This window comes from Shewanella sp. 10N.286.45.A1, assembly GCF_041470405.1.
Taxonomy (GTDB): domain Bacteria; phylum Pseudomonadota; class Gammaproteobacteria; order Enterobacterales; family Shewanellaceae; genus Shewanella.
The window spans coordinates 6,483-7,237 of record NZ_JBFRMK010000023.1 but is presented as its reverse complement, the minus strand read 5'-3'; the positions used below and the strand labels follow the sequence as shown (position 1 = coordinate 7,237).

The following is a 755-nucleotide window of genomic DNA, read 5'->3' as shown; positions in this document are numbered from 1 at the left end:
AAGATCAACAGCCCTAGTACTTTCTAACCCAGACAATAAAAAAGGGCTATGCTAGCGCATACCCCTTTATTTTTCTGTAATCGATTACAGCGAAATACACTCTGCTATAAGCACTTACTTACCTTCAATAACCGCTTTAATGCTATTGAGCATTGAACGGTCGGTACGCGACTTCTTAAGCTTTCGAACACTCTCTTTTAATGATGCATCTGATAGACGAGTGAAAATGCCGTTGTACTCTTTCTCTGCGATTTCGTCATCGGTGTCGGCCATCTCGGCAATGTCCTGAGCGACTCTACTCAACTGAAACCATGCATTGGCAATATAAAAACCGTGAAAATCTTCTTTTGGAAGCAACGCTTTTGCGCTAGCAGGTAATGCATCCCAACCACTATTGAATTTAAGATCGGTATCTTCAATTAATTCATTACAAAGATTAGCGTAAGCTTCCAGTAAATTTTCTGGGATCTGATCCATCGGCATAACGGTATTACATACATTTAAAGCCACCAGTTCTGCACGAGCACGGTAATCTGCATTAATTTCTGTCATGTTTAGCTCTCAATTACAATTTATCGACGCCCAGAGTCATCTGGACGCTCATTTAACACTACAAGTGAGCAGGTGTTATACAGATCTGTTCACTGAAAAGCAAAACGGATCATTTTTAGGATAAACACTCATGCGTTCGCTACAAAAGCTCTTCTTGAACCGTTACAAGTTAGCTAAACTCAAACTAAATTAGAGCTAAATTA

1 protein-coding gene is annotated in these 755 nt (G+C 39.7%); it reads right to left on the bottom strand.

Annotated elements, in window-relative coordinates; genetic code table 11:
- Positions 1–114: 114 nt before the first annotated feature.
- The gene (locus AB4238_RS02110; RefSeq protein ID WP_372030902.1) at positions 115–552 is read right to left on the bottom strand and encodes a DUF3069 domain-containing protein; all 438 of its coding nucleotides are present in this window, start codon (positions 550–552) and stop codon (positions 115–117) included.
- Between the last annotated feature and the right edge of the window lie 203 nt (positions 553–755).